The 20,841-nt window shown below is 66.7% G+C and carries 13 protein-coding genes and 2 rRNA genes (1 of these 15 running past the window's edge); 7 read left to right on the top strand and 8 right to left on the bottom strand.

Going from position 1 to position 20,841, the window contains the following annotated elements:
• Both AC0J42_RS03700 and AC0J42_RS03695 read left to right on the top strand, forming a co-directional pair.
• Positions 1–888 carry a LysR substrate-binding domain-containing protein gene (locus AC0J42_RS03700; protein ID WP_473005278.1) on the top strand — a complete coding sequence of 296 codons (888 nt, stop codon included), beginning with the start codon at positions 1–3 and terminating at the stop codon, positions 886–888.
• Between the two features lie 96 nt (positions 889–984).
• Positions 985–1,329: a cupin domain-containing protein gene (locus AC0J42_RS03695; RefSeq protein ID WP_008373643.1), complete on the top strand. Its 345-nt coding sequence runs from the start codon at positions 985–987 to the stop codon at positions 1,327–1,329.
• A gap of 70 nt (positions 1,330–1,399) precedes the next feature.
• Here AC0J42_RS03695 and mmsB read toward each other — a convergent pair whose 3' ends face one another.
• Positions 1,400–2,284, bottom strand: coding sequence for a 3-hydroxyisobutyrate dehydrogenase (mmsB, locus tag AC0J42_RS03690; RefSeq protein ID WP_473005277.1), 885 nt, complete (start codon positions 2,282–2,284; stop codon positions 1,400–1,402).
• 10 nt (positions 2,285–2,294) lie between these two features.
• Positions 2,295–3,812, bottom strand: a complete 1,518-nt coding sequence (locus tag AC0J42_RS03685; protein ID WP_473005276.1) for a CoA-acylating methylmalonate-semialdehyde dehydrogenase — start codon at positions 3,810–3,812, stop codon at positions 2,295–2,297.
• Between the two features lie 102 nt (positions 3,813–3,914).
• Between AC0J42_RS03685 and AC0J42_RS03680 the strand changes: the two genes are divergently transcribed.
• On the top strand, positions 3,915–4,868 hold the full coding sequence (locus tag AC0J42_RS03680; RefSeq protein ID WP_473005275.1) for a LysR family transcriptional regulator: 954 nt from the start codon (positions 3,915–3,917) through the stop codon (positions 4,866–4,868).
• Between the two features lie 102 nt (positions 4,869–4,970).
• Here the strand turns inward: AC0J42_RS03680 and AC0J42_RS03675 are convergent, their stop codons facing one another.
• Positions 4,971–5,906 (bottom strand): diguanylate cyclase domain-containing protein, encoded by a 936-nt coding sequence (locus tag AC0J42_RS03675; protein WP_473005274.1) that lies wholly within the window; start codon positions 5,904–5,906, stop codon positions 4,971–4,973.
• Between the two features lie 334 nt (positions 5,907–6,240).
• Between AC0J42_RS03675 and AC0J42_RS03670 the strand changes: the two genes are divergently transcribed.
• The 4 genes from AC0J42_RS03670 to AC0J42_RS03655 are packed head-to-tail and all read left to right on the top strand — an operon-like array spanning position 6,241 to position 10,584.
• Positions 6,241–7,089 carry a sugar phosphate isomerase/epimerase family protein gene (locus AC0J42_RS03670; protein WP_416422300.1) on the top strand — a complete coding sequence of 283 codons (849 nt, stop codon included), beginning with the start codon at positions 6,241–6,243 and terminating at the stop codon, positions 7,087–7,089.
• A gap of 9 nt (positions 7,090–7,098) precedes the next feature.
• A complete protein-coding gene (locus AC0J42_RS03665) occupies positions 7,099–8,136 on the top strand; it encodes an isopenicillin N synthase family dioxygenase (RefSeq protein WP_416422299.1) in 1,038 nt (345 codons plus the stop codon).
• Between the two features lie 29 nt (positions 8,137–8,165).
• Positions 8,166–8,957 carry an ABC transporter substrate-binding protein gene (locus AC0J42_RS03660; RefSeq protein WP_416422298.1) on the top strand — a complete coding sequence of 264 codons (792 nt, stop codon included), beginning with the start codon at positions 8,166–8,168 and terminating at the stop codon, positions 8,955–8,957.
• A gap of 58 nt (positions 8,958–9,015) precedes the next feature.
• On the top strand, positions 9,016–10,584 hold the full coding sequence (locus tag AC0J42_RS03655; RefSeq protein WP_473005273.1) for an amino acid ABC transporter permease/ATP-binding protein: 1,569 nt from the start codon (positions 9,016–9,018) through the stop codon (positions 10,582–10,584).
• Between the two features lie 55 nt (positions 10,585–10,639).
• Here the strand turns inward: AC0J42_RS03655 and recD are convergent, their stop codons facing one another.
• From recD to AC0J42_RS03630, 5 genes are all read right to left on the bottom strand, one after another.
• Complete coding sequence (recD, locus tag AC0J42_RS03650; RefSeq protein ID WP_473005272.1) at positions 10,640–12,709, bottom strand: exodeoxyribonuclease V subunit alpha; 2,070 nt, start codon at positions 12,707–12,709, stop codon at positions 10,640–10,642.
• Positions 12,706–16,404, bottom strand: coding sequence for an exodeoxyribonuclease V subunit beta (recB, locus tag AC0J42_RS03645; RefSeq protein ID WP_473005271.1), 3,699 nt, complete (start codon positions 16,402–16,404; stop codon positions 12,706–12,708). Before recB ends, recD begins: the two co-directional genes overlap by 4 nt.
• Positions 16,401–19,877, bottom strand: coding sequence for an exodeoxyribonuclease V subunit gamma (gene recC / locus AC0J42_RS03640; protein ID WP_473005270.1), 3,477 nt, complete (start codon positions 19,875–19,877; stop codon positions 16,401–16,403). Before recC ends, recB begins: the two co-directional genes overlap by 4 nt.
• A 195-nt stretch (positions 19,878–20,072) precedes the next feature.
• Positions 20,073–20,188 (bottom strand): 5S ribosomal RNA (gene rrf / locus AC0J42_RS03635).
• A 143-nt stretch (positions 20,189–20,331) separates the two neighbouring features.
• Positions 20,332–20,841, bottom strand: a 23S ribosomal RNA gene (locus tag AC0J42_RS03630); it runs 2,382 nt beyond the window's last position.

The following is a 20,841-nucleotide window of genomic DNA, read 5'->3' as shown; positions in this document are numbered from 1 at the left end:
ATGCATTTCGATCTCGTCGACCTTCGCCTGTTTCTGCACACCCTGGACAGCGGCAACATGACCGCCGGCGCCCAGCGCACGCACTTGTCCCTGGCCGCCGCCAGTGCGCGCATCCGCGCCATGGAAGCGTCGCTGGGCATTCCGTTGTTCGAGCGCAACCGCCGTGGCGTGCAGCCCACTGCCGCCGGGCAGGCCCTGGGCGAGCACAGCCGGCGGGTGCTGCAACAGGTGGAGCACCTGCAGTTCGACCTGGCGCAATACGCCCAGGGTATTCAGGGCCAGGTGCGGCTGCTGTGCAACACCGCGGCCCTCACCGAATACCTGCCCGAACTGCTGGGCGACTTCCTGCAGCGCCACCCCGGCGTCGACCTGGACGTGGAGGAAATGCCCAGCCAGCGCATCCTCCATGCCCTGCGCCAGGGCGCGGCGCCGCTGGGCATCGTCTCCAGCGCCGTGGCCACCGAAGGCCTGCAGACCCGGCCGTTTCGCGACGACCCGCTGATGCTGATCATGCCCGTGGACCACCCGCTGGCGCGCCAGCCCAACGTGACCTTTGTCGACAGCCTGGCCCACGGCCATGTGGCGCTGGCAGCGGGCAATGCCCTGGGCATTCTGGTGGAGGAGCAGGCGCTGCACAGCGGCCGGCGCATGCAGGTGCGGGTGCGCGCCGAGGGCTTCGATGGCGCGGTGCGCATGGTGGCGCGCGGCGCCGGCGTGGCCGTGGTGCCGCTGGTGGCGGTGCGGCGCTGCCAAGGCCAGTTGCAGTTCGCCAGCTGCGCCCTGCCGGAACCCTGGGCGGCGCGGCGCCTGCTGCTGTGCTCGGCGGACTTCGACGCCCTGCCCGGCCACGCCCAGGCGCTGGTTGCCAGCCTGCTGCCGCAAGGCTGAGCGCGCAAACAGGCACCCGGGTGTCGACCTCAGGCATCCGCGCCGGGCGTGGGCGGGTCAGCATGCGGGCTCTTGAAACCACTGCCGGAGCCCGCCATGTCCAAACCCCTCGTTGTGCTGCGCGACACCCACCCTCTGCCCGTGCTGGATGCCTGCAAGTGGGAGAAGCTGGAAGGCGACCCGCACACCGTCAACCTCAACGCCTACACCAGCGAAGACGGCAGCAAGATCATGGGCACCTGGATCTGCACCCCCGGCAAGTGGCGGGTGGACTATGTGAAGTGGGAATACTGCCACTTCCAGGAAGGCTATTGCGTGATTACCCCGGACGGCATGGAGCCGGTGCACCTGCGCGCGGGGGATATCTTCATCGTCGAGCCGGGGATGAAGGGCACATGGGAAGTGGTGGAGACGGTGCGCAAGTATTTCGTTTTCGCGTGAAAGCGGGACGCGGCCTGCGGCCGCTGCTACGGGATGTACGTAGCAGCGGCCACAGGCCGCGTCAGCACTCTCAGGGTTTCTGGTACCCCTTCACGATCGCCGAGAAATCCAGCCCGCCTTCACCGCGCAAGCTCATCGCCTGATACAGCTGCTGCGCCACCGCCCCCAGGATCACCGGTTGGTGCGCCTGCCTTGCGGCTTCGGTGGCCAACCCCAGATCCTTGAGCATCAGCTCCGCACCAAAGCCACCGGTGTAGCCACGGGCCGCCGGCGCCGTGGGAATAATCCCCGGCCAAGGGTTGTAGGTGTCCGCGCTCCAGCAGCGCCCGGTCGAACTGTTGATGATGCCCGCCAGCACCCCGGTGTCGATGCCCAGCGCGTTGCCCAGGGCCATGGCCTCCGAGACGCCGATCATCGAGATGCCCAGCAGCAGGTTGTTGCAGATCTTGGCGATCTGCCCGGTGCCCACTTCGCCGCAGTGGACGATGTTGCGGCCCATCTGCGCCAGCACCGGGTGCAGGGTGTCGAACAGCGCCGCGCTGCCGCCGACCATGAAGGTCAGGGTGCCCGCTGCCGCGCCGCCGGTGCCGCCTGACACGGGCGCGTCGCCCAGGTCGACGCCCTGCTTGGCGGCGGCGCTGGCAATGTCGCGGGCGGTCTGTGGGTCGATGGTGCTGCAATCCACCGCCGGGGTGCCGGGGCGAATACCGGCCAGCACGCCGCCCTCGCCCAGGTACACGGTACGCACGTGGGCTGCGGCCGGCAGCATGGTGATCACCAGGTCGCTGGCCGCCGCCGCTTCGCCGGGCGAGGCGCTGATGATGCCGCCCTGGGCGGCCAGTTCGTCGAGCACGGCCTTGTTCAGGTCGAACAGTTGCAGGCGGTGGCCGGCCTTGAGCAGGTTGCGGGCCATGGGCGCGCCCATGTTGCCCAGGCCGATAAAGGCGATGTTCATGGGCAGTCTCCTAGCGCAGGTTGATGGTGGTGTTGACGCCGTCGTTGACGCTGTCGTCGTCGAACCAGCGCGCCGTCACCGTCTTGGTCTGGGTGTAGAACTGCACCACCTGCTTGCCGTACGGGCCCAGGTCGCCGAGCTTGGAGCCGCGCGAGCCGGTGAAGCTGAAGAACGGCACCGGCACCGGGATGGGAATGTTGATACCCACCTGGCCCACGTCGATCTCGCTCTGGAACTTGCGCGCCGCCGCGCCGCTCTGGGTGAACAGGCCGGTGCCGTTGCCGAACGGGTTGCGGTTGACCAGGGCGATGGCCTCGTCGAGGGTGTCGACGGTGAGCACCACCAGCACCGGGCCGAAGATTTCCTGGGTGTAGATCTGCATGTCAGTGGTCACTCCGGAGAACAGGGTGGGGCCGACGAAGTTGCCTTCCTCGAAGCCCGGCACCTGCACGGCGCGGCCGTCCAGCTCCAGCACGGCGCCCTCCTTCACCCCACTCTCGATCAGGCCCAGCACACGCTGCTTGGCCTGGCGTGAAATCAGCGGGCCGACGTCGGTGCCGGCCTCGCTGCCGGCGTTGACCTTGAGCTTCTGCGCCAGGGCCTTGAGCTCGGGCAGCCACTGTTTCGCCGCGCCCACCAGCACCGCCACCGAGGTGGCCATGCAGCGCTGGCCGGCCGCACCAAAGGCGGCGCCCACCAGGGCGTTGAGGGTTTGTTCGCGGTTGGCGTCGGGCAGCACCACGGCGTGGTTCTTGGCGCCCATCATCGCCTGCACGCGCTTGTGGTGCTGGCCGGCGAGGTTGTAGACGTGGGTGCCCACTGCCGTGGAACCGACAAAGGAGATTGCCTTGATGTCGGCGTGGGTGCACAGCGCGTCCACCACCTCCTTGCCGCCCTGCACCACGTTGAGCACGCCCTTGGGAATGCCGGCCTCCAGCGCCAGCTCCACCAGTTGCACGGTGGACAGCGGGTCCTGCTCGGAGGGCTTGAGCACGAAGGTGTTGCCGCAGACGATGGCCATGGGGAACATCCACAGCGGGATCATGGCCGGGAAGTTGAACGGGGTGATGCCCGCGCACACGCCGATGGGCTGGCGCAGGGTGTAGGTGTCGACGCCGCCGGCGACGTTCTCGACGAACTCGCCCATCTGCAGGCTGCCGATGGAACAGGCGTGCTCCACCACCTCCAGGCCGCGGAAAATGTCGCCTTCGGCGTCGGCCAGGGTCTTGCCCTGCTCGGCGCTGAGGGTCTGGGCGATGCGCTTGGAATGCTCGCGAATCAGCGCCTGGAACTTGAGCATGATGCGCATGCGCGCGCCCACCGGGGTATTGCGCCAACTGAGGAAGGCTTTTTGCGCCGCCGCGACGGCGGCATCCACCTCGGCCTGGGTGGCAAACGGCACCCGCGCCAGCACCTGCTGGGTGGCGGGATTGACGATGTCGCGCCACTCGCTGGCCTGGGACTCGACCCACTCGCCATCGATCAGCAGCTTCACCTTGGGGATACCGGCATTTACCGAAACGTTCATCAAGACCTCCGCGTAATTGTTTTTGTGCATGGCGTGATGGCTCTTTCCTGGAGTATAGATGTGCAAACATCCAACAAGAACGCGGATAAAAGCCGGTCCAACATGCAAAAAAACATCACCTCCCTGGGCAACCTGAACTGGGACGACCTGAAGTTTTTCCTCGAGGTCGCCCGCACTCGCAAGGCCAGCAACGCCGCCCGGCGCCTGGGCGTGGACTACACCACGGTGTCGCGGCGCATCACCTCGCTGGAAACCGCCATGGGCACCCTGCTGTTCGAAAAGTCGCGCACCACCGGCTTCATCCTCACCGCCGAGGGCCAGCGCCTGCTGGGCTACGCCGAATCCATCGAAAGCACCCTGCACATGGCCTGCGAGCAGGTGTCGGGGTCGGGCGTGGCGCTGTCGGGGCACATCCGCATGGGCTGCACCGAGGGCTTCGGCAGCTTCTTCATCACCCCGCAGCTGAGCCACTTCGTCGATGCCTACCCGGCCATCAGCGTGGACATCCTGCCGCTGCCGCACTTCATCAGCCTGTCCAAGCGCGAGGCCGACGTGGTCATCGCCCTGGAACGCCCGGAACACGGGCCCTACGTGTGCTGCAAGCTGTGCGACTACCGCCTGCAGCTGTACGCCACCCAGGCTTACCTGAATCGCCACCCACCCATCCGCCACGGCCGCGACCTGGGCGGGCACCGCTTCATCAGCTACGTCGACGACCTGGCCTTCAGCCCGGAGCTGCTGTACCTGGCCAATTTGCTGCCCAACGCCAGCGCCGGGCTGCGCAGCACCAGCGTCATCGCCCAGTACGTGGCGGCGCGCCAGGGGCATGGCATGGCGATATTGCCGTGCTTCCTGGCGGCGCAGGCTGACGACCTGGTGCCGGTGCTGGCGGGGGAAATCAGCGTAACGCGGCAGTTCTGGATGTACTGCCGGGAGGATCTGCGCAAGTTGAAGCGGATTAATCTGTTGTGGGATTACATCCGCGAAGTGACGGAGTTGAACACCCCCTACCTGATGGGAGAAACCCAGCATCTGAGTTTCACCACGCCCGCGTAGCCGCTGCCGCAGGCTGCGCTGGCCGGCGTGAACCCGGAGTATCTCCAGTGAGGCATAGGGCCAGCGCAGCCTACGGCAGCGGCTACGCACGTTTCGCGGCTATTACACCGCCAGGTTGGTGGGCTCCGCCTGGTGCCAGCGGCCGCGGCCCAGGCGCTTGGCCTGGTGCAGGGCGTCGGCGGCGGCGGCCAGCAGCTCGGTGGCGGCCTGGCCGTGGTCGGGGGCCAGGGCCACGCCGACGCTGATGGAGGCGTGCAGGCTGTCGGCGTTGGGCAGCACCAGCGGTGCGTGCAGCGCGGCGATGATGTTGTCGGCGATGCGCCAGGCATCATCGCTGTCGTTGAGCGGCGACAGCAGCACGGCGAATTCGTCGCCGCCCAGGCGCGCCAGCAGGTCGTTTTCGCGCAGTTGCGTACGTACCCGGCCGGCCAGGCAGATCAGCACTTCATCCGCCGCGGCATGGCCATGGCGGTCGTTGATGGCCTTGAAATGGTCGGCGTCGATGTACAGCACGGCCATGCGCCGCGGCTGCTTGTCACTGAGGTTGCGCGCCAGCCGCGCTTCGAAGAACACCCGGTTGGGCAGGCCGGTGAGGATGTCGAGGCTGGCCTGCAGGTAGGGCTCGGGCTGGTTGTGGGCACTCAGGTGTTCCAGCTCGTCGAGCAGCGCGTTGACGTCGCTGCCCAACTGTTCCAGGTCATCCACCTCGCTGTGCGGCACCCGCCGTTCAAAGCGGTGCTCGCGCCGTGCGGCATCGGCGACGTTGGCCAGGCTGTGCAGCGGCTCGGTGATGTCGCGCAGCAGGCGCCGCGACAGGTACAGCGCGCCCAGGGTGCCGAGCGTCGTGCAGATCAGCGCGCCAGCGATGCCGCCCAAGGCCAGGCGCCATTGCGTGGCCGCCGGCAACGCCTCGATGGCCTGGGTGCGCCAGGCGAATGCGCCCAACACGATCATGCAGCCGGCGCACAGGCCGGCCGCGCCCAGCGCCACCGTCAGTTGCGCACGCCGCAGCGCGCTGCGCAGGGTGCGGCCGCTCATGGTGCAGGCTCCCACATGCGCTTTCCGTAGCCAATGACACCCGCCATCCAGACAGCTCCCTGATGAAAACCCATGTGATGCCCGGTCGTGCCAAAACGATAGCACAGCCTTTTCACCTTACCCGGTTCGGTAGCGGGCTATTGGTTCAAGGATTTCTGAACTATCGATTTGAGCTTTCCTATTCTTCCCGACACAGGGCCCTGCCTAAGATCCAGCCATCCAACCGGACCGGTTCCGCCAGAGACCCGGCCATTCGCGTGCCCTTTTGCTACTGCCCAGCCCAATGACGCCCCGGCCCATGCCGCCAGGGTGCTGAGTAGCATGAGGAGCCTCGATGAAACTGGAAACGTTCCGCACCCTGTGGGGTTACACCGCCAGCAAGGCCCAGGCCCTGGAAGAACTGCAGGCCGCCGGCTTCGACGGCATGGAGGCGCGGTTGCCGCTGGTGGCCCGCGAGCGCAGCGAATTCGCCGCGTTCCTGCGCGCCAACTCGACGGGGTACATTTGTACTCTATTCACCGCCTACGACGTTTTGCCCCAGCAATCGGCCCAACCCGCCGAACACCTCAATGACCTGGACACCAAGCTGGCCTGGGCCGGCGAGCTGACGCCGCGCTTCATCAACGTGCTGGCCGGCAACGACCGCTGGCCCCTGGCCCAACAGGTAGAGTTCTTCGGCCGCGCGCTGGAGCTGGGCCACAAGCATGGCCAATTCCTCAGTTTCGAAACCCACCGCTCTCGCTCGCTGTTCAACCCCTGGGTGACCCTGGAGCTGATCCGCCAGCTGCCGGACCTGCGTTTCACCAGCGACATCAGCCACTGGGTGGTGACCTGCGAGCGCCTGCTGGACGACCCGGCGGACGACCTCGGCGCGTTCGTCGAGCGCGTGCATCACATTCAGGCCCGGGTCGGCTACGACCAGGGCCCGCAGGTGCCGCACCCCGGCGCCCCGGAATACGGCCGCGAACTGGCCTTCCACCAACAACACTGGGAGGCCATCTGGGCCTCGCAACAGGCGCGCGGCTACCAGGTAACCACCCTGACGCCTGAGTTCGGCGCCGACGGCTACCTGCACCACCTGCCCTTCACCAATGTCCCGGTCGCCGACCTGTGGTCGCTGAACGTGTGGATGGCCCGCACCGAACGCGCCCACTTCGAGCGTTTCCGCGCCGCCCACTGCTGAGGAACCCTGATGAACAACATTGAGCCCAAGGCCAACTTCAAGAGCATCCCGGTGGTGAACATCGCCGGGCTGTTCAGCGTCGAACTGGAACACCGCCTGGCGGTGGCCGAGCAGCTGGGCCGCGCCGCCAGCGAGGTCGGTTTCCTGTACATCACCGGCCATGGCATCGCCCCGCAGCTGATCGCCAACCTGCGCCAGGCCGCCCGGGACTATTTCGCCCAGCCGCTGGCGGCGAAGATGCAGCACTACATCGGCACCTCGGCCACCCACAAGGGCTTCGTGCCCGAGGGCGAAGAGGTCTACTCCAAGGGCAAGCCCGACCACAAGGAAGCCTTCGACGTGGGCTTCGAGGTGCCCGCCGACGACCCGCTGGTGCTGGCCAACACGCCGCTGCTGGGCCCCAACCACTGGCCCGAGGTGCCGGGTTTCAAGGCCTCGGTGCAGGCCTATTACGCGGCGGTGTTCGCCTTGGGCCGCAAGCTGTTCGGCGGCTTTGCCCTGGCCCTGGGGCTGGCCGAGGACTATTTCGACCCGCTAGTGACCCGCCCGCCCTCCAAGCTACGGCTGATCCATTACCCCTTTGATGCAGACGCCGTCGACGCGCCCGGTATCGGTGCACACACCGACTACGAGTGCTTCACCATTTTGCAGGCCGACCAGCCGGGCCTTGAGGTGATGAACGACCTGGGCCAGTGGATCGACGCGCCGCCCATTGCCGACGCCTTCGTGGTCAACATCGGCGACATGCTGGAAGTGATGACCGCCGGTACGTTCGTTGCAACGGCCCATCGGGTGCGCAAGGTCAGCCACGAGCGCTATTCGTTCCCGCTGTTCTATGCGTGCGACTACCACACCCAGATCAAGCCCCTGCCCGCCTTCGCCCAGGGCGGCCAGGACTACGAGGAAATCGCCATCGGCGAGCACATGTACGGCCAGGCGTTGCAGACCTACCAGTACCTGCGCAAACGCGTGGAAAACGGCGAGGTGCAGCTGCCCGCCAAGGCCCGCAAGCCGTCGAGTTTCGGTCATTTGAAAAAACAGGCCTGACGTTCTTCCCCTTACTCTGGAGCACCCGCATGTCCAACATTACCCGCCTGACCCTGCTGGCCGCCTGCCTGCTGAGCACCACCGCCGCCCTGGCCTCGACCACCGCCACGCCCGGCCAGCTGAAGGTCGGCATGGAAATCACCTACCCGCCGTTCGAGTCCTACGACAGTGACAAGAACGTGGTGGGCTCCGACCCGGAACTGGCCCACGCGCTGGCCAAGCAGCTGGACGCCAAGGCCGAGTTCGTCGACACCAAGTTCCCCAACCTGATCCTGGGGCTGAACGCCGGGCACTACGACGCGATCATCTCCGGCATGTACATCACGCCGGAACGCCAGGCCCAGGCGCAGACCATTCCCTACGCGCGCACCGGCGCGGCGATCATGGTGCCGGCCGACAGCCCGCTGAAACCGGCGGTGCCCGAGGACCTGTGCGGCCTGAAAGTCGGGCTGGAGCAGGGCACCACCTGGGTGGCGCAGTTCCAGAAGCTGTCCACCGACTACTGCCTGCCCAACAACAAGGGCGCCATCACCGTGAGCGAATACCCCTCGGCGCCCGAGGTGACCCAGGCGCTGCTGTCGAAGAACATCCAGGCCCAGGTGGAGATTTCCGGCGCCGCGCACATGATCGCCGAGAAGACCAAGGGCCGCGTGCTGGTGACCTCGCAGCAGCTGGTGTACCCGCAGACCCTGGGCATCTACGTGAAGAAGGGCAATGAGGAGACCTACCAGGCGCTGCTCAAGGCCGTGGCCCAGAGCAAGCAGTCCGGCGAATACGCGGCGATCCTGAAGAAGTACAACCTGGAAGAAGCCTCCAACTGACCCTGGCGCCGGCTGCCCTTGCCAGGGTGGCCGGCCGTTCAATGCGGAGCGGGTACCCATGCAATTCGACTGGTCCTATTTCATCTCGCTGTTCTCCATGCCCGCGTTCTGGGAAGCCTGCGTCACGGTGGTCGAACTCAGCGCCCTGGGCTGGTTCATCGGCATGCTGCTGGGCTTCGGCCTGGCCAGCGCCAAGCTGTCGAGCATCAAGTGGCTGAGCCTGCCAGCGGCGGTGTACATCTGGTTCTTCCGCAGCATTCCGTTGCTGGTGCTGGTGGTGTTCGTCTACAACCTGCCGCAGCTGTTCCCGGTGACCGGCAGCGTGCTGTCCAACCCCTTCTATTCGGGGCTGTTGGCGCTGGTGGTGACAGAGGCGGCGTACATGGCCGAGATCCACCGCGGCGGCCTGATTTCCGTGCACAAGGGCCAGAAGGAAGCCGGCCGTGCCTTGGGCATTGGCGCCCTGGGCCTGCAACGGCTGATCGTGATTCCCCAGGCGTTCCGCATATCCCTGCCAACGCTGATCAATGAATACATCACCGTGGTGAAACTCACCTCGCTGATCTCGGTGATCTCCCTCACCGAGCTGCTCACCGTGGGCCAACGCCTGTACGCGCAGAACTTTCTGGTGATGGAGACCCTGGCGGCGGTGGCCGTGTACTACGTGCTGATCGTCAGCCTGTTCGGCTGGCTGCTGCAGCGCCTGGAGCGCTACCTGGACCTCAGCCAACGCAGCCCGCAGACCCTGGCGGCCAACCCACTGGCGCAACTGCGCCAGAGCCTGGCGGCGCGGCTGCCGAGCACCGGGCGCAAGCCCCTGGCCGGCGCGGCGCCAGCGCTGCAGTTGCAGAACATCCACAAGCGCTATGGCGACCATGAGGTGCTCAAGGGCATCGACCTCAGCGTCGCCAGCGGCCAGGTAGTGTCGATCATCGGCCCGTCGGGCTCGGGCAAGACGTCGTTGATTCGCACCATCAACGGCCTGGAAAGCATCGACCAGGGCGAGATCGTGCTGTTCGGCGAAAGCTTCATTCACGCCGGCGACACGCCGAACAACCCGCAGATGCGCCGGGGTGTGCGACACATCGGCATGGTGTTCCAGAGCTTCAACCTGTTCCCGCACCTGAACCTTGTGGACAACATTACCCTGGCGCCGATTTACCACGGTGGCGACAAGCACGTCACCCGCCAACAGGCCTTTGCCCTGCTGGATAAAGTCGGCCTGCTGGCCCACGCCAACAAGTACCCGCACCAGTTGTCTGGTGGCCAGCAGCAACGCGTGGCCATCGCCCGCGCCCTGGCCATGGAGCCGCAGGTGATGCTGTTCGACGAACCCACCTCGGCGCTTGACCCGGAGCTGGTGGGCGATGTGCTGAAGGTGATCGCTGACCTGGCCAAGGACGGCATGACCATGCTGATCGTGACCCACGAGATGGACTTTGCCCTGTCGATTTCCGACCGGGTGGTGTTCATGGAAAACGGCAACGTGCAGCTGGATGCCACCCCCGAGCGTATTCGCCATGCGCCCGAGGCGGAGCGGGTGCGGCGGTTCATGGGGCTGGGGGAAGCGGAGCCTGCCCACTTCGTAGCCGCTGCCGTAGGCGGCGCGGGCCCTTATCTACGCTGAAGATTTCCAGCGCACTCGCGGGCCTGCGCAGCCTGGCGGCAGCGGCTACGGGGCCTCAGTGTTCCAGCATCAACCCGCTCAGGCGTTTCACCTTGCGCCGCACGGCGTCTTCGAACACCCCGGCGCGGGGTTCGATCAGGCTGAACCAGTGCTTGGCGCGGGTGATGCCGGTGTAGATCAGCTCCTTGGTCAGCACCGGGTTGAGCGCGTCGGGCAGGATCAGCGCGGTGTGGGCGAACTCCGAGCCCTGGGACTTGTGCACGGTCATGGCAAACACCGTTTCCACGTCATTCAGGCGGCTGGGCAACACGAAGCGCACGCCACCCTGGCCGTCGTTGCGGGGAAAGGCCACGCGCAGCACCTGGCGGTCTGGCGCACCGCTTTCGGGCAGGCGCAGGGCAATGCCAATGTCACCGTTCATCAGGCCCAGGCCATAGTCGTTGCGGGTCATCAGCACCGGCCGGCCTTCGTACCAGGGCTGGTCGCCTTCGATCAGCCGCGCGGCGGTCAGCGCCTGGGTAGCGCGCTGGTTCAGGCCCTCCACGCCCCATGGCCCCTTGCGCACCGCGCACAACAGCTGGAACGACTCGAACGCCTCCAGCACCTGTTTCGCCCAACCGGCCCAGAGCTCGCTTTCCAGCGCGGTGCGCGGCGCCGGGCGGTTCGCCTGCAGCACGTTCAGGTAATGGCGGTAGCCCTGGGGGCCGGCGCTGCCCTGGCCTTGCAGCAGCAGGCGGTCGAGCTTGCGATCGTGCTCGCCGCTGAGCTTGATGGCGAAAATGTCGCCGAACTGGCCGGCGTTGAGCAGCTCGCGCGCCTGGTCGGCCTCCTGGCGGTTGACCCGCAAGGCCAGCTGGCCAATACCGCTGCCTTCGCCGAAGCGTCGCGAGTGGCGCAGCATCACCACCTGCTGGGCCAGCGGGTTGCGCTCGGCGCTGCCCACCTGCAGGCCGCCATCGGCCAGTGCTTCGCCGCTGACCGCTTCCAGCCACGCCAAGGTCTGCGGGCTGTAGCAGCCCTGCTCGGCGTCGCGGCACAGGTCGCCCAGCACCGCGCCAGCTTCCACCGAGGCCAACTGGTCCTTGTCGCCCAGCAGCACCAACCGCGCGTGGGCGGGCATGGCGCCCAGCAGGTTGGCCATCATTTCCAGGTCGATCATCGACGCCTCGTCCACCACCAGCACGTCCAGCGGCAACGGGTTGGCGGCGTTGTGGCGGAAGTGGCGGGTGCCCGGGCGGCTGCCCAGCAGGCGGTGCACGGTGGTCACTTCAGTGGGGATCTTGGCCTTGACCCAGTCGCTGACTTCCAGCTGCTTGACCTGGGCGCTGATGGATTCGGTCAGCCGCGCCGCGGCCTTGCCCGTGGGCGCGGCCAGGCGGATGCGCAGCGGTGCGCCCGCCTCTACCGCCGGGGCCTGCAGCAGGGCCAACAGGCGCACCACGGTGGTGGTCTTGCCGGTGCCGGGGCCGCCGGTGACGATGCTGAAGGCGCTGCGGGTGGCCAGGGCGCAGGCCAGCTTTTGCCAGTCGATGCGTTCGCTGCCGGGGCTGCCGAACAGCTGTTCAAGGCGCGTGCGCAAATCGTCCGGCGTGGCTTCCTGTGCGGCCAGGCGCTGGCGCAGGGCCGTGTCGATGCGCCGTTCGTAGCTCCAGTAGCGGCGCAGGTACAGGCGCTGGCCGGCCAACACCAGCGGCCGTTCACCGCTGTCGTTGTCGGCCAATGCCACCAGCGGGCTGGCCGCCAGGGTCTGGCGCCAGGCTTCGGGTTGCAGGTGTTCCAGCAGTTGTGAGGGCAGCAGCACCGGGCCTGCCAACGCGTCGCCCTCGGGCGGCAGCGACAGCGCGAAGTCGGGCTCTTCCAGGGTTTGCGCCAGGTCCAGGCAGACGTGGCCGTGGCCCAGCTGGTGGCTGGTGAGCGCAGCGGCCAGCAGCACCAGCGGGTCACCGCCCGGGTCACGCTCGGCGAGGAAACCGACGAAAGCCTTGTCCAGCGCCCGCAGCCAGCCGCGCTCGGCCCAGCGCTCCAGCAGCGCCAGCAGGTCGTCGACCTGTTGCAGCGGGGCCAGCTCGGCGAGGCTGCGGGCTTCCAGCGCGGTAGGCAGCAGATCGGCAAATGTACGGCTCATGCCGGTTCTCCTTCGAACAGGTCACCCATGGGTTCAGGCTGGCGCACCACGCCGCGGAACAGCTCGTCCAACCGCTCGATCAACTCGCGCGGTGGCCGCGCGAACGCCAGGCCCTGGCTGGGCGCGTGCACGCCGCGCAGGAAGATGAACACCGCGCCGCCCACGTGCTGGTCGTAGTCGTAGCCGGGCAGGCGGGCCTTGAGCTGGCGGTGCAGGGCCAGCAGGTACAGCACGTATTGCAGGTCGTAGCGGTTGTCGAGGATGGCCTGGGTCATGGCCAGCTCGGTGTAGGCACTCTCGTCGGCGCCCAGCCAGTTCGACTTGTAGTCGGCCACGTAATAGCGGCCTTCATGCTCGAAGGTCAGGTCGATGAAGCCCTTGAACATGCCGTTGAGCATGGCGCCCTCAGCGGGCGCACGCGCGGCGCCGTCGTGGGTGTGGTCGCGCACCAGGGTATCGAGCTGGGTCACGTCGACGCGGTGGCTGGCGAACCAGAACTCCATCTCGATCTGGTACTGCGTAAGGTCGGTCAGGCTCAGGCGGGTGTCGCCAATGGCCAGGGGCGTCTGCAACAGGTGCAGCAGCCAGCTGTTCAGCGTCGGGATCCAGCCCTTCCAACCACGCAGGTTGCAGCGCGCGCCCACTGTTTCCGCCAGCAGCTCAGGTTGCCCGGCGACCGTAGCGAAGCCTTCGCGCCCGGCCCACTCCAGCAGGCCGTGGAGGAAGGTGCCGGGGTTGGGGCCGCGCGGGAAGCGGTGGATATCGCCACTGATCGCCTGGGCTTCGCGCGGCGCGGTAGGGTCCAGGCGTTCGTCGTCGAACAGCTTCTGGGCCTGAGGGCTGTCAGGGGACTGGTCGCTGCCTGGCGCCACGCTGTCGCTGATACGCAGGGCACTGTAGGAGGCGATCCACCAGTTCTCTGCGGCCCGGCGCTTGGGCTGCTTGGCTGCCAGCAGGTTGGCTTCGTTGCGCGGCGGCACGTAATGCTGGGTGGTGGCCTCGGGCATCAGCCCGGCGTGAATGGCCGGGCAATCGGCCGCAAGATCGCGCAGCCAGATGGCCAGGGCCTGGGGCTCGCCCAGGCGCTGGCCACCGCCCAGCAGGTAGCCCAGGGCCGAGCGGTGCAGCACCGAGTCCTTGGTGTTGCCACGCTTGAGGTCGGCAACACCCAGCCAACAGGCGTGCTGGGCGCGGGTCAGGGCCACGTACAGCAGGCGCAGGTCTTCGGCCAGGCGCTCGTCGTCAGCCAGTTGCACCTGCTCGGTGGTCGGGCTCAGGGTCACCTGCACGTTGCCCTGCTCGTCGTGGAACGCCAGGGGCAGGCGCTTGCCGTCCACCGGTTTGGCCGAGCAGATGAAGGGCAGGAACACCAGCGGGTATTCCAGGCCCTTGGATTTGTGGATGGTCACCACCTTGACCAACTGCTCGTCGCTTTCCAGGCGCAGGATCTGTTCTTCACCGGCCTGGCCAGCCGTAGCCAGGTGCTCGGACAGGTGGCGGATCAACGCCTGTTCGCCGTCCAGCTCGCCAGCGGCCTGCTGCAGCAGCTCGGACAGGTGCAGCAGGTTGGTGAGCACGCGCTCGCCGTCGCTGCGCAGCATCAAGGTCTGCGGCAGGCGGAAATCGTGCAGCAGGCGGCGCAGCATAGGCAGCACGCCCTGGGTGCGCCACAGGGTGCGGTAGGTGCGGAACTGCATCACCCGCCGCTCCCAGGCCAGCTCGTCCTGGTTCAGCTGCGCCAGGGCGCTGAGGGGCAAGTTCAAGGTGGTGGTGGCCAGGGCGCCACGCAGCGGGCGCTCGGCGTCCGGCTCGGCGCAGGCCTTGAGCCAGCTCAGCAGGTCGTGGGCTTCCTGGGCGGCGAACACCGAATCCTTGTCGGACAGGTACACGCTGCGCACCCCACGCGCCGCCAGTTCGCCGCGCACCGCCTGGGCCTCCTTGCCGTCACGCACCAGGATGGCAATGTCCGCCGGCGTGACCGGGCGCATGGCTTCGCCGGGCTTGCTGAAACCGGCGCTGCCCTGCTGGCCGCCGTTGAGCAGCTCGACGATGGTGCTGGCACAGGCCGCCGCCAGCTGCTGGCGGTAGACCACGCCGGACAGCGGCGCGTCGCTTTGCAGCTGCCACAGGTTCAGCGCCGGCACGGGCTGGCCGCCGACGCTCAAGGCCTCCTTGCGGCCCTGGGCCAGCACCGGCAGGAACGGCACGGGATTGTCCTCGCCCTGGCGGAACAGGAACGCGCCGCGCCCCAGCTCACGCTGTTCGCCGACGTTGAATACGTGGTTCACCGCCTCGACCATCGCATGGCTGGAACGGAAGTTGGTGCCCAGGGTGTGCAGGCGGCCGGTGGTGGCCTGGCGCGCGCGCAAGTAGGTGTAGATGTCGGCGCCCCGGAAGGCGTAGATCGCCTGCTTGGGGTCGCCAATCAGGAACAGGCCGCTCTCGGGCTGGTTGGCCTCGATGTGGTAGATGCTTTCGAAGATCCGGTACTGCACCGGGTCGGTGTCCTGGAATTCGTCGATCAACGCCACCGGAAACTGCTCGCGAATCAACCCGGCCAGGCGCTCGCCGCCACTGCCCTGCAAGGCAGCGTCCAGGCGCAGCAGCATGTCGTCGAAGCCCATTTCGGCGCGCCGGCGTTTCTCTTCCTCGAAGCGCGCGCCAACCCAGCGCGCGGCGTGCTCAAGCACCGCGGCATCGGGGGTGGGCAGGCTGGCCAGGGCGTCGGCCAGGCCCTGCATGGCTTCCAGCGCCGGGTGCGCCGGCGGCTCGCCTTTCCAGGCTTCGGCCATGCCGTCCGGGGTCAGGCGGCTGAAGCCGGTGCCGATGTCCAGGTCCACCAGGCTTTCGTCAGCGGCCCAGGCGCCAAGCTTGTCGAACCAGGGCTCGAAGTAACGAGCCTGCATCTTGCGGCCGTCCACCGCCTTGGCCGCCACGGCCTCCAGGCAGATGGCCCGCAGCTCTTCGGCCCATTGCGCCCAGGGTGCCTTGAGTTGCTGCAAGGCCAGCTTGCGCTCGGCCAGCGCGGCCTCGATGAGCTCGGCGGGCTCCTGGCCGCTGTCGCCACGGCGCGGGGTGCCGAACAGCGCACGCACGCGCGGCAGCAGCGCGGCCGGACCACCCCAGTTGCTGCGCACCCAGTTGAGCGTGTCACCCTGCATGGCGTAGCAGAAGCGCCGCCAGTAGTCGCGCACCACCTCGCCCAGCAGGTCGCTGTGGTCGGTCTCCAGGGTCTGAGTGAACAGGCTGCCGCTGTCGAAGGCGTGCTCGCGCAGCATGCGCTGGCACCAGCTGTGAATGGTCGAGACCGCCGCTTCGTCCATCCATTGCGCGGCGATGTCCAGGCGGTTGGCGCACCCGGCCCACTGCTCGGGGGCGAACTCGTCGCGCAGCTGGCTGATCAGGTCGTCGGGGCTGGGCATCTCGTCGCGGAAGAAGCGCGCAGCCTCGGCCAGGCGCGTGCGGATGCGTTCGCGCAGCTCCTTGGTGGCGGCGTCGGTGAAGGTCACCACGAGGATCTGCGGCGGCAGCAATTCGCGGCCAAAGCCTGCCTGTTCGCCACCGTGGCCCAGCACCAGGCGCAGGTACAGCGCCGAGATGGTGAAGGTCTTGCCGGTACCGGCGCTGGCCTCGATCAGCTGGCTGCCACGCAGGGGGAAGGCCAGCGCCAGGGGCTTGAGTCGGGAGTCGGTCATGAGCGGGCCTCGTCGGCATCGATGGAGCGCCAGGGCGCTTCGAACATGGGGCGGTACAAGGCATCGCACCAGCCTTCGAACTCTTCGCTGTCGACCAACGCATTGAAGTCGGGGAACTGCCGGGCCAGCGCCACGCTCTCGCGGCGCTCACCATCGGTGGTGATGCCATCGCCTTCATAGGCCTTGCGCGCGGCGGCCTCGGCCTTGACCGGGTCGCCCTGGCCCAGCCAGGCGAACGCGGTTTTCACCGCCACCGGCAGCGGCCGGCGCATGCCCTGTTGCCAGGCTTGCAGCAGGTGGCCCAACACTTCGCGGGCCTGCCCTGGCTCCAGCGCTGCCAGCACCAGGGTGTCGTCGCTGGCAACCACGGCGGTGGTCAGCGGCAGGCCGACCGCGCAGGCCGCCAGGTGGGTGACCCAGCTGCGGGTGAGGCGGTGCCATTTGCGCGAACGGGCACCGCCGATGGCGTTGGCGATGGCCGTGACGCTCAGCAGGTTGCCATCGGCACGCTGGTGCAGGCTGCTGACCCAGCCATCCAGGCGCAGCTCCTTGTATTCGAAGTTCACCGGCTTGGCGGCCACCACAGGCGTCGGCCATAGCACCAACAGCTGCTGGAAGCGTTGCAGCAGGTCGGGGAGCGGCTCTATCAGTTCCTCCTGCAGCAAGGTGCCGAAACCGGCCATGGGCAGCAGGCCGCTGCCTTGCATGCGCCGGGCCTGGGTGTGCAGTGCTTCATCGACGGCGCCCAGGGTAGCCATGGCCGTGGTCAGCAGCTGGTCGCTGAGGGTGTAGCGCTCCAGGGCGTCGAGCACGAACGGCTCTTCATCGGCCAGCGGCGCCTCGGCGGTTTCGAAGAACACTTTCAGGCGCTGGCTGAAGAAATGCCGCACCGGGTTGCGCAGGAAATCCTGCAGTTGCGTGAGGGCCAGCGGCTCGTCCTGTTCATGGGGCGGCAGCACGGCTTCGGTGGGCTGTTCGCTCTGCTCGGTGTGCAGCACCCGCCATTCGGAGGCGAAGCTGAACAGGCCGCTGCCTTCATGGAAATAACGCGCGCTGAACGGCTGCAACGGGTGCTCCAGGCTCAGGGCATGCACCAGTTGCTCGCCAGCGTTGAGCTTGCCACCCTCCTCCGCGCCCTGCAGGGCCCAGCCGCTGGCGAGGTGGTCGCGCAGTTGGCCGATCAGCACCGAGGCCGGGCGCTCGCTGTTGTCGCGGATGCTGCGGCCTACCCAACTGATGTACAGCTGTTCGCGCGCCGACAGCAGGGCTTCGAGCAGCAGGTAGCGGTCGTCCTCGCGGCGCGAGCGGTCGCCGGGGCGGTAGTCGCTGCCCATCAGGTCGAAGTCCAAGGGGGGTTGAGCACGCGGGTAATCACCGTCGTTCATGCCCAACAGGCACACCACCTTGAAGGGGATGGCGCGCATGGGCATCAGCGTGCAGAAGTTCACCGCACCGGCGAGGAAGCGCTGGGACAGCTTGCCCTGGTCGAGCCCGGCCAGCCAGGCCTCGCGCACCACGGTCAGCGGCAGCGGCTCGTGCAGTTCCACCGAGGCGCAGGTGCGCAGCCATTGCTCGCGCAGCTCTTCGAGTTGCACCAGCAGGTAGTCGTCGTGCTCGGTGCTGGCCTGGAAAAATACCTGGACCAGGCCGTGCAGGCGCTCGCCCCACTCCTGCGGCTCGGCAGGCGTGGACAGCACCTGGTGGGCGACCTCCAGGGCATCGAGCAAGGCCACCAGCGGGCCGATCAGCGCCGCATCCAGGCCACCGATTTCATCATAGGGTTCGATACCGCCATAGCCCTCGCCGCCGCCTACCGCGTAGCCCAGCAGCATGCGCCGCAGGCCGAACCGCCAGCTGTTCTGCTCCAGTTGCTCGGGCAGGCCCAGGCCAGCGCGCTGGGCCGCGTTGAGCCCCCAGCGGATGCCGGCACCTTCGATCCAGCGGTGCAAGGTGGGCAGGTCGTTTTCCTGCATGCCGAAACGTGCGCGCAGGGCGGGCACGTCCAGCAGATCGAGGATTTCGCTGACCGCGAAGCGGCTGTCAGGCAGCTTGAGCAAATGCTCTATGGCGATCAGTAACGGGTCGCGGCCACGCTGGTTCTGGTCGGTCAGGGTGAACGGAATGAAGCGTGGGTCGTGGCGGTCCAGCTGGCCGAACACGGCACGAATATGCGGGGCGTAGCTGTCAACGTCGGGGACCATGACGATAACGTCGCGGGGCCTGAGGTTGGGATCGGCGCTGAACCGGGCCAGCAGCTGGTCGTGCAGGATCTCCACTTCGCGCTGGGCGCTGTGGGCCACGTGGAAGCGTATCGAGCGGTCCTTGGCCGGGTTTACCGCAGGCCAGGTGGTGCGGGTTTCGGCCAACGGGCGCAGCTCGAGGATGTCGTCCTGCAGTTGGCCGAGCAGCGTGGTGGGCTCGTCCTCGGTGAACAGGTCGATGCGCCCTTCGCGGAACGCGGCGCGGTAACTGTTGGGGTCGTCGTAGCTGTCCAGCAGGTTGATGTAGTCACGGCCCTGCTTGCCCCAGGCGGCCAATAGCGGGTGGGCGTGCTGGTGCAGCGCGTCGGCGTCGATGACGACCGGCATGCCCTGCTTGCGCGCCTGGCGCTTGTATTGGTGGCGCAGCAGGTCCTTGTCGGCAACGATGTCGGACCAGTGATGGCGGCAAGGGTTGTGTACGCACAGCAGCACCTGGCTGAAGCGTGCCAGCCCTGCCAATGCTTCAAGCGCCTGGGCCGGCAACGATGAGATACCGAAGACGATCACGCGGTTGGGCAGGCCGGGCGGCGCGGTGTCCAGCGCATTGATGCGCTCGATGAAGCGCTGGTGCACGCCGGCACGGCTCTGGGCCATGCCCTGCTCGCCGACGTCGTGCAGCAGCGCGCGCCACAACTCCGCCTGCCAGCGGTTGGCCTCGGGCAAGGGCTTGGCCTCGCCACGCACGTTGCGCAGCTGATGGCGGCCGGCGGCCCAGTCTTCCAGCCAGTCGGCACGGTACACCTGGTATTGGTCGTACAGGTCAGCGAGGCGCTCGGCCAACTGGTAGCGCTTGCGCAGGTCGTTGTCGTCGGTAAGGAAGCGCTGCAGTGGCTCGAAATGCGGTTGGTCGATCAGTTGCGGCAGCAGGCGCATCAACCGCCAGGTCAGCGGTGCCTTGTCGAGCAGCGAAGCCTGGGGGATCTCGTCCTTGCCCAGCACCCCGCGGTAGAGCTGCCACATGAAACTGCCGGGCAGTTGCACATCGATGGCCGCGGCAATGCCGCAGCCACCCAGGTCATCGTCTTGCGCGTCTTCGGCCAGGGCCAGCTTCAGCCACTGGGCGATGCCGTTGCTCTGCACCAGGGCAATTTCGTTCTCCAGGGGTGCCAAGGGGTAACGCCGCATCCAGCTCACCACCAGGCTGCGCAGTTCATCCAGGCGGTTGCCGTGAACCACCATGAAACCTGGTGTAAGGGAGGGGCTGGCCGGCATGGGCAATTCCTTGGCTGGGGAAACGGGGACAGGTGGAAACCTTATCAGATGTGGTTTGCCCGTAGCAGCTGCCGAAGGCGGCATCCGGGGTTTGCACGGTATCAAATCATTGCGCGGTGCGGTGGAGTGCATTTTGCGCACGCCACAAAGACAAAACCCCCACCTGCCTTCGCAGATGGGGGTTTCGGAATTTAATCTTGACGATGACCTACTCTCACATGGGGAAACCCCACACTACCATCGGCGATGCATCGTTTCACTGCTGAGTTCGGGATGGGATCAGGTGGTTCCAATGCTCTATGGTCGTCAAGAAATTCTGTAGCCAGGATGCCCTTTGGGAGGCATTCCAGCGAATCGGGTATGTGATGGTATTTGTGAATCAGCAAACTTTCGGTTCGTATCATCTTCACAACACCGCAATCTGGCCATTCGACGCAAATTGCTTGGGTGTTATATGGTCAAGCCTCACGGGCAATTAGTATTGGTTAGCTCAACGCCTCACAGCGCTTACACACCCAACCTATCAACGTCGTAGTCTTCGACGGCCCTTTAGGGAACTCAAGGTTCCAGTGAGATCTCATCTTGAGGCAAGTTTCCCGCTTAGATGCTTTCAGCGGTTATCTTTTCCGAACATAGCTACCCGGCAATGCCACTGGCGTGACAACCGGAACACCAGAGGTTCGTCCACTCCGGTCCTCTCGTACTAGGAGCAGCCCCTCTCAAATCTCAAACGTCCACGGCAGATAGGGACCGAACTGTCTCACGACGTTCTAAACCCAGCTCGCGTACCACTTTAAATGGCGAACAGCCATACCCTTGGGACCGGCTTCAGCCCCAGGATGTGATGAGCCGACATCGAGGTGCCAAACACCGCCGTCGATATGAACTCTTGGGCGGTATCAGCCTGTTATCCCCGGAGTACCTTTTATCCGTTGAGCGATGGCCCTTCCATACAGAACCACCG

The organism is Pseudomonas sp. Tav-5-1A (genome assembly GCF_055755055.1).
Note: the sequence above shows the minus strand (reverse complement) of the source record. Positions and strands in the feature narration are given on the sequence as shown.

Excerpts from the sequence above, each read along its gene's own strand:
- AC0J42_RS03700 (WP_473005278.1), top strand. The coding sequence starts at position 1 with ATGCATTTCGATCTCGTCGACCTTCGCCTGTTTCTGCACACCCTGGAC.
- AC0J42_RS03695 (WP_008373643.1), top strand. The coding sequence starts at position 985 with ATGTCCAAACCCCTCGTTGTGCTGCGCGACACCCACCCTCTGCCCGTG.
- mmsB (WP_473005277.1), bottom strand. The coding sequence starts at position 2,284 with ATGAACATCGCCTTTATCGGCCTGGGCAACATGGGCGCGCCCATGGCC.
- AC0J42_RS03685 (WP_473005276.1), bottom strand. The coding sequence starts at position 3,812 with ATGAACGTTTCGGTAAATGCCGGTATCCCCAAGGTGAAGCTGCTGATC.
- AC0J42_RS03680 (WP_473005275.1), top strand. The coding sequence starts at position 3,915 with ATGCAAAAAAACATCACCTCCCTGGGCAACCTGAACTGGGACGACCTG.
- AC0J42_RS03675 (WP_473005274.1), bottom strand. The coding sequence starts at position 5,906 with ATGAGCGGCCGCACCCTGCGCAGCGCGCTGCGGCGTGCGCAACTGACG.
- AC0J42_RS03670 (WP_416422300.1), top strand. The coding sequence starts at position 6,241 with ATGAAACTGGAAACGTTCCGCACCCTGTGGGGTTACACCGCCAGCAAG.
- AC0J42_RS03665 (WP_416422299.1), top strand. The coding sequence starts at position 7,099 with ATGAACAACATTGAGCCCAAGGCCAACTTCAAGAGCATCCCGGTGGTG.
- AC0J42_RS03660 (WP_416422298.1), top strand. The coding sequence starts at position 8,166 with ATGTCCAACATTACCCGCCTGACCCTGCTGGCCGCCTGCCTGCTGAGC.
- AC0J42_RS03655 (WP_473005273.1), top strand. The coding sequence starts at position 9,016 with ATGCAATTCGACTGGTCCTATTTCATCTCGCTGTTCTCCATGCCCGCG.
- recD (WP_473005272.1), bottom strand. The coding sequence starts at position 12,709 with ATGAGCCGTACATTTGCCGATCTGCTGCCTACCGCGCTGGAAGCCCGC.
- recB (WP_473005271.1), bottom strand. The coding sequence starts at position 16,404 with ATGACCGACTCCCGACTCAAGCCCCTGGCGCTGGCCTTCCCCCTGCGT.
- recC (WP_473005270.1), bottom strand. The coding sequence starts at position 19,877 with ATGCCGGCCAGCCCCTCCCTTACACCAGGTTTCATGGTGGTTCACGGC.